This window comes from Stutzerimonas stutzeri (genome assembly GCF_024448985.1).
GTDB lineage: Bacteria > Pseudomonadota > Gammaproteobacteria > Pseudomonadales > Pseudomonadaceae > Stutzerimonas > Stutzerimonas stutzeri_AP.
The window spans coordinates 1-6,609 of the sequence record NZ_JAMOII010000035.1 but is presented as its reverse complement, the minus strand read 5'-3'; the positions used below and the strand labels follow the sequence as shown (position 1 = coordinate 6,609).

Sequence of the window (6,609 nt, the reverse complement as noted above, 5' to 3'; positions counted from 1 at the left end):
TTAACCATCAGGTCGAATGAACGAGCGGGTCCAGTAACTCTTACGCAACGCTTTTTAATTGAATCTTCTTGGCGTATCTATTCGCATGCCATCCAAATGACAGGTTGAGCATTAAATAATGGAACAAAGTTACTGCTGCCATAATAACCAACCACGTCAGTGTAGAGAGCTTGGGAAGAATCCTCGTTATTTCAGCAAGCCCATGAGGGCCTAGCGCAATTATGATTAATAACAGAGCTCCAACGACTGATATTGCAAAAGATGATAACAAACAGCCTAGTACTATTTTATTTTTCTCTGGCTGCTTTGGTGCTCTCTTATTGATTGTTACAAATTGATTGGACGTAACCATGGATGCGCCCATTAGCATTGCTATATTTGTGCCGGAGCCGAGGTCAATGTCGAAGCCATGCGCAATAAAATTAAAGAAGGTCATTAATGTTGTATAAAGTAAGGCAAACAATCCTACATACTTAATAGTTGATACTTTATTTTCTGATGTCATGTGAACGTCCTTGTATAACATTAGTGAAATTAACAACCGAGAATAAGCGCAGCTTTGGTAAGCCTAGTTGCGGAGCGACCGACTGAGTACACTGGCTATCCTGGTGTGCCGCATTCAACCTGTTAGCTTGAGCAGGCCGACTGCCAGAAGCAGCCAAGCCATACCGGCGAAGCATAGCCACCAAGCTATGACCATGCGGTGTTTAATGAAACGGGGCAAGCTTCGAACTTCGCTCCCTAAAAGGTCCCCGCGTTTTAGGTGACCTTTGGGGAACAACGCTATAGCTGCCAAACTGCTGGTTAGAATAAAACGGGAGTAAAGACCTTTCTTACCCCAAAGCATTTTCTGTCTTAGCACATACTGGCTGTTGGGGAATGTGTGGAGAATCAGATCGAGATTTCCGTATGCCATGACAAGAATCATGAGCATGCCCGAAAAACCAATCACGAACGGGGCCAGCATAAAAGCGAACGCCCACCAAGAGTTCTAGAATTCAGTCATGGCTTCGTCTGCTCGTACGAGAATTCTCCCATCCACTCGCCACCTGCTGCGCCACCGGCAACCGAAGCCCCGCCGACCACAACCAGTCCGCAAACAACGCTACCCAGGCCACCCGAAGCCGACTGAATCAAGCTATCGATGTGTCAGCCCTTACTGAATTTGAGTAGGCCAACTGCCAAAAATAACCACGCAAGACTAATCCCCAATAGCCACGTCGACCAAAGCATTCGAGGTTTCAAATGCTTTGGAAAGTTCCCCACTTCATCAGGCTCAAGTTCGCCACGGCGCAGGTAGAAGCTGGCAAGGAGCACCGCGCCAGTTATGGCGTTCACTTGCATATAGCGCGCAACGAATCCTGAGCCAGACCATATATTCAACTGGTTGCGGATATGGTTGCTGTGAGGGAACGCCGCTTTCATTTCATCTAAATCGTGATAAACCATGTAGATGGTGACGACTTGTCCTATCGCACCGATCACAAAGGGAGCCAGGAGGAAGGCAATCTGTAGATCCATGTGCCAAGTTTCAAACCAAGTATTGAAGTTCAATGCTGGCTCCTCTCATAAATTTTTTCCCCCGCCAGTTCGCCAGCCCATCCACCGCCAGCTCCACCCGCAACAGAAGCGCCGCCGGCGACTACCAAGACGCATACAACGCCGCCTATACCGCCTGACCCCAAACCAATGGCAGCGCAAATAGGCCCTGCTGCCAAACGGCTAGTAATTGACACAGCGGCACTTCCACCTCCCAGTGCCCCAGCAAAGCTTCCCGTCTCGGTAAATCGAATCTTCTGACATGCCTGAGTTTCGCCTGCCTGACAAACCTCTTGGACTTTCAATGCAGAGGCGGCACCGCCCAGGGCGATTCCGATATAGCTTCCATATCTCAGGTACTTAGCTGCCTTGGCAATCTGATCCATATGAGTGGCGTATCCGGGGATTTGGCCCGATGCGCCGCCTCGGCTCCAGTGATGCACCAGGCTGCGGGTGGAAATGCCGAGGTCTTGGCGCAACGTTGGGTAGCTGCCAAGGCCCAGCTGTTTGCTGAGGAAGGTTGCTTTGAGTTGGTTGTCGAGCTGGCGGTACAACTGCTGGCGGAAAGCGCGTTTTGCTCGGTCTGGTTCGGATCCTCATGCTTAATGCGCAACCGCACCTTCTCCGCCTCGGTGCGGGCCTTGAGTAGGTCATCGAAATAGGCGGCCAGACGTTCCTGTTGATCCTGATCCAGCGCGTTATCGGGGAAGGACACGGCCACCACCAGGCCGTTGTCCCGCACGCTGAGCGTAGCCTGACTGCCGTCAACGCCAGCGTCGTCCAGACCTTCGAGGATCGCCTGCTTATATACCGGCTCGACGCTCCAGCCACTGGCGACTGTTTGTTCGAAGTGTAGGGGTAGGCGCTCTTCCTTACACGCGCTAAGTAGCACCATGGACCCGAGTAGCAGGATGCGACGAACAATCATTGACCTCTCCTTAGGTCAGCAAATAAGCGGCGCATGATAACGGTCTGCCAGCACTGGGCTGGGGAACCTGTCCACGAAATGCCGCATTCTGCTCAACTCTAGTATCTAGGCGCTGTCGCACCTGGCTGAATGTGTAGTGCGTGGGAGCAAATCACCTGACGCTCTGCCTCACTGCATGGTTGGCGGTGCGCGATTTACTTGCGGGTAACGCCGGAGCGTCAAGAGCGGATTCCCAGGTGGAGCGTGGGAATAATCGTTTACCCGCAACTTGCCATTCCCGCAAGTTGCGGGGCGCCACAGGATTTGCTGAGTGAATTCAGGCCTGCCGGATCCCGGGTGTTGTCCGAGGGGCGCCGGGCCGCCATTGCAATGTCGGTTCGCTCATTGGCGCGGGGGAAGAGGATGTGCCTTGCGCCGCCAAGTATGCCTCCAGAGGGGGCGGCGTGCACGTTACATGCGGTCAGTACGGGATCGGTAGCGTCTCCAGATTGAGCGGCTCTTCCACTCCGTGTCTGTCAATGCGAAAGCGTTCGCCGTCTCGGCTGACAATTGCGTAGCGACGGCCGAAAAAGGCCCGCTTGTCATATTTGAATGGAATGACTATCTCTCCCTTGGTATTTACAAATCCCCATTTGCCCTCGGATGCCACTGTAAACAGGCCCTTGTTGGCAATTTTTCCTCCCCACACGTCGTAAGCAATCACATCGTACGGCTTGAGGACTTCCTCGCCGGAAGTCGTGAGTACAAGGCTGCGCCCTCCAAGCGTCGCCAAGACATAGCCGTCCTGAATAATGAAGCGTTCATCATAAATGATAGGAATTACCACGCTGCCATCCCTGCGAATCGCACCGTGCTTCCTGCCCTTCGTGACTTGGGCCAGGCCGTCCTGCTCCTTGGTGAAGGATTCGGCGGACGAATATTCAAAAGCGATGATTGTCTGGCCGGATGTATCGATGTAGCCACATTGTCGGTTCCCATAATCGCCGCGGCAGGCGCCGATGAGTCCCATGCTCGGGAGTTCTATCTTGTCGTAGATGGCCGGAATGACAAGCGTGCCCTCATGGTCGATGAAACCCCATTTTTTATTGGTTCGTACAAGACCCAGTCCATTGGAAAACCTTGGTTCGAGCTCGTAGCTGGGCGGCACGATTACGTTCTCCCGTGTGTCCTTCAAACCCCACAGGCCGGCTTCGTTGAACGGAGTCGGTGGTGTCGCGCAACCCTGCAGCCCAAGCAGCAGACAAAGAAAAACGAAAAGCCTTGTGTAGGCGGCAGAGAGGTGAATTTCGCTAATCAATGGTCAACTCCTTCTGTGTGTATAGCACTGGCTGAGCAGTCGCCGCTTCCCGGCTTCCAGACAGCAAAGGAGGCGCCGCCATAACCTGGCCTGGTCTTAGACTGTTCCGCCTGGCGGCCCCAGCCACGATCAGGCAACAACCCGAGTTGCGGTTGCTAGCGTTGTATGCCCCAACGGGTGCCAGTTCTGATCGAACGTGTAAGCCGCGTCTTTAAGGTTGTCCCTTCCCATGAAAATCTCCTTGTGTTGCTGAATCGGGCCGCAGTCTATCTGTTCATGACGGCGGCCGATCAGCGCTCGTTCACGAAGCGTGTGCCGGAGTGGCACGAGGGGCGTGTTCGGTGACGAGGGGCTTGGCATCAAGCGCTGCCTGAAGCTCGGCCACCAAGACATCAACCTGACGTAACGCCTGATCCACTGAGGCCGCCAACACATCGCCACCGCTTTCCTGACCCTCAATCGCGATCTGATGGATGCGGGTAATCCCAATGAAGTTAAGCGCCGTCACCAGATTCGGCTCCAGGTGGTTCATGTGGGCCATCTCGCCGCCAGGACCAAAGCCAATGCCGCCACGGGCGGTGAGAATGACTGCATGACGTGGCCGATCTTCCAACATGGGCAGGTAGGGATCGTCGGGGAGTCTGGTTTCGTCTATGCCAACCGTGCGGCCCAGGCGCACCACTTGGTCGATCCAGGCCTTGAGTGGCGCGGGCATCCCGAAGTTGTACAACGGCGTCCCGATGACCAACACATCGGCTGCGATCAACTCATCGACCAGTAAGTCGCTTTCGGCCAGCGTGTCCTTCATCCACGGCTGCTGACGTTCTGGCGGCGTAAAGGCCGACGCGATCCAGTCATGGTCGAGGAAAGAGGGCGGGTTCTGGCCGATATCCCGATAGGTAATGCTGTCCTGCGCGCGGCGGGCCAGCCACTGGCTGACGAAACGCTGGGTGAGGTTGCGGCTGTGGGAACCGTGTTCGTCCTTGCCGGCAAGGCCGGGACGGGCGCTGGCGTCGAGGTGTAGAAGGTGCGTCATGGCGGGTCTCCTCTGTGACTGAATTCATCTGTCATTCGCGGTAGACCCAGGCTAGGGCTAGGCTCTATGGGCGACAAACGATCAATATTTCTAGCTACAGATGAGGAAAACTCAGTTATGGCGTATCGCCGGTTACCCTCGCTGTCCGCATTGCGGGCCTTCGAAGCCGCTGCCCGGCATGAGAGCGCGAAGCAGGCCGCAGAGGAGTTGTCCGTCACCGCTACGGCAATCAGCCACCAGATTCGGCTGCTGGAAGAATCGCTCGGCGTCTCGCTGTTTCTGCGAAAGCCGCGAAAGCTGGAGCTGACTGAACAGGGGCGTGAGCTGCAACAGGTGCTGGAAACCGCGTTCGACACCATCAGCATTACGGTCGAACGCCTCAGTACGGGGCCATGCCGTCAGGCGATCACGCTTAGTACTACTCCGGCCATAGCGGTGCGCTGGCTGGTGCCCTGGGTCTGCATGCTGCGCGATTCACATCCCAACATCGATCTGCGCTTCCACACCTCCCATGAACCGGTCGCGCTGGACGGCGTCACGGCCGATGTCGCCATCCGCTACGGCGATGGCCGCTGGCCGGGGCTGGTATCCGAGAAGCTGTTCGATAACACCTTCGTCCCGGCCTGCAGCCCATTGCTTGGCTTGCAGGATGTCGCAGATCTACCCAAACACTCATTGATTCACTTCCGCGCTCAGGGCGCTTCATCCGCCCCGATTCATTGGGCTTCATGGCAGAAGCTTGCCAACGTGCCGGGTTTGGACGTCAGCGCCGGGCTGGTCTTCTCCGACGAGACTCACGCCATTTCAGCCGCCATCGGCGCGCAAGGCGTGGCCTTGATGAGTCGTCAGCTGATAGAGGATGAGCTGAGGGAAGGGCGGTTGGTGCAGCCGTTTGGTCCGGAGATGGAAGGGAAGCCGTTTCATCTGGTTTATCCGGAAATTCGGCGGGATGATCCGACGGTTCTGGCGGTCAGGGATTGGGTGATGGCGGTGCCGGGTGGGTTGTGTGAGGTGGTTGGGTTGACCAGTTATAACCGCTAGCTAATAGCCGTGCTTTGCGGCCATCTGATTGCCTCTATAAATAAATCTTTTCCAGATTTTCCGTTGTGCTTCTTCATCTCTGTATGCCACCAGCGTGTTGCGGGATGTGGGGTTACAGCGAAACGGGTGTTCCCCATGGCATTGGCGCAATCCGATGATCGCATAGCTCTCCAAGCCAATTTGCTGCAAAAGATAACCACGTCCGGTTTGAGTGCTGTCACAACACTTAGAAAAACTTCCGCGCTTCTCTCTCGGTCAAGGGGGGTATGCACGAGTGATTTTCCAGTTATTTGTGCTGGACGCTGGAAGTAATTCATATATGCAATTTGATCGAATGGGGAAAGTTCGACGCTATCGCCAAAACGAGAATTCAACAGAGCTTTTTCAATATTCTTATATATGAGCTTTGATTTTTCTTTCCAGTGACTCTGTAAGCCATTGTTTATTATGTTTCGAGTAAAGAACCAGTGGTGGTCATCGTATTTTGAAGTGTCCAAGCCGGTATACCACGCTTCGTCATTATGGTGATATCGACTTTCTTTTTTAAGGTAGTGGCTTTCACCCACTACTAGAAGGCGAACCTGTTGTGTGTCGTAACGTTGTCCTACCCAAGGAAGGAGGGATGGGTAGAGCTTGTAGTGACTAATAAGCGAGAGCTCGGTATCGAGTGCCTCAGACCAGCGCGATTGTATTTTCATCCTTAATTGCTTGGTATGGCAGGTTCTAGTTATGGATTTGCCTTCTACTAGGTTGGTGCTTAGCTGCCTA

The 6,609-nt window shown here is 54.3% G+C and carries 8 protein-coding genes; 1 reads left to right on the top strand and 7 read right to left on the bottom strand.

The features are described from left to right. Window positions 1-40: 40 nt before the first annotated feature. The 6 genes from NA647_RS19340 to NA647_RS19315 all read right to left on the bottom strand — a co-directional run bounded on the left by NA647_RS19340 (window position 41) and on the right by NA647_RS19315 (window position 4,800). Window positions 41-505, bottom strand: coding sequence for an ABZJ_00895 family protein (locus NA647_RS19340; RefSeq protein ID WP_256059132.1), 465 nt, complete (start codon window positions 503-505; stop codon window positions 41-43). A 114-nt stretch (window positions 506-619) separates the two neighbouring features. Continuing rightward, entirely contained in the window at window positions 620-967 is a 348-nt protein-coding gene (locus tag NA647_RS19335; RefSeq protein WP_256059131.1) for a hypothetical protein, read from the bottom strand. A gap of 182 nt (window positions 968-1,149) precedes the next feature. After that, a complete protein-coding gene (locus NA647_RS19330; protein ID WP_256059130.1) occupies window positions 1,150-1,554 on the bottom strand; it encodes a hypothetical protein in 405 nt (134 codons plus the stop codon). 337 nt (window positions 1,555-1,891) lie between these two features. Continuing rightward, entirely contained in the window at window positions 1,892-2,467 is a 576-nt protein-coding gene (locus NA647_RS19325) for a hypothetical protein (protein WP_256059129.1), read from the bottom strand. A 460-nt stretch (window positions 2,468-2,927) separates the two neighbouring features. Continuing rightward, the gene (locus NA647_RS19320) at window positions 2,928-3,764 is read right to left on the bottom strand and encodes a WG repeat-containing protein (RefSeq protein WP_256059128.1); all 837 of its coding nucleotides are present in this window, start codon (window positions 3,762-3,764) and stop codon (window positions 2,928-2,930) included. A gap of 301 nt (window positions 3,765-4,065) precedes the next feature. Then, a complete protein-coding gene (locus NA647_RS19315; RefSeq protein ID WP_256059127.1) occupies window positions 4,066-4,800 on the bottom strand; it encodes an FMN-dependent NADH-azoreductase in 735 nt (244 codons plus the stop codon). A 117-nt stretch (window positions 4,801-4,917) separates the two neighbouring features. Here NA647_RS19315 and NA647_RS19310 point away from each other — a divergent pair, with 117 nt between their 5' ends. Further along, window positions 4,918-5,841 (top strand): LysR substrate-binding domain-containing protein, encoded by a 924-nt coding sequence (locus tag NA647_RS19310; protein ID WP_256059126.1) that lies wholly within the window; start codon window positions 4,918-4,920, stop codon window positions 5,839-5,841. On the opposite strand, the gene NA647_RS19305 is transcribed toward NA647_RS19310, so the two are convergent. Then, window positions 5,838-6,609, bottom strand: a 772-nt coding sequence (locus NA647_RS19305) for a hypothetical protein (RefSeq protein ID WP_256059125.1), incomplete at its 5' end; no start/stop codon positions are given. The two genes, NA647_RS19310 and NA647_RS19305, sit on opposite strands and share 4 nt — an antisense overlap.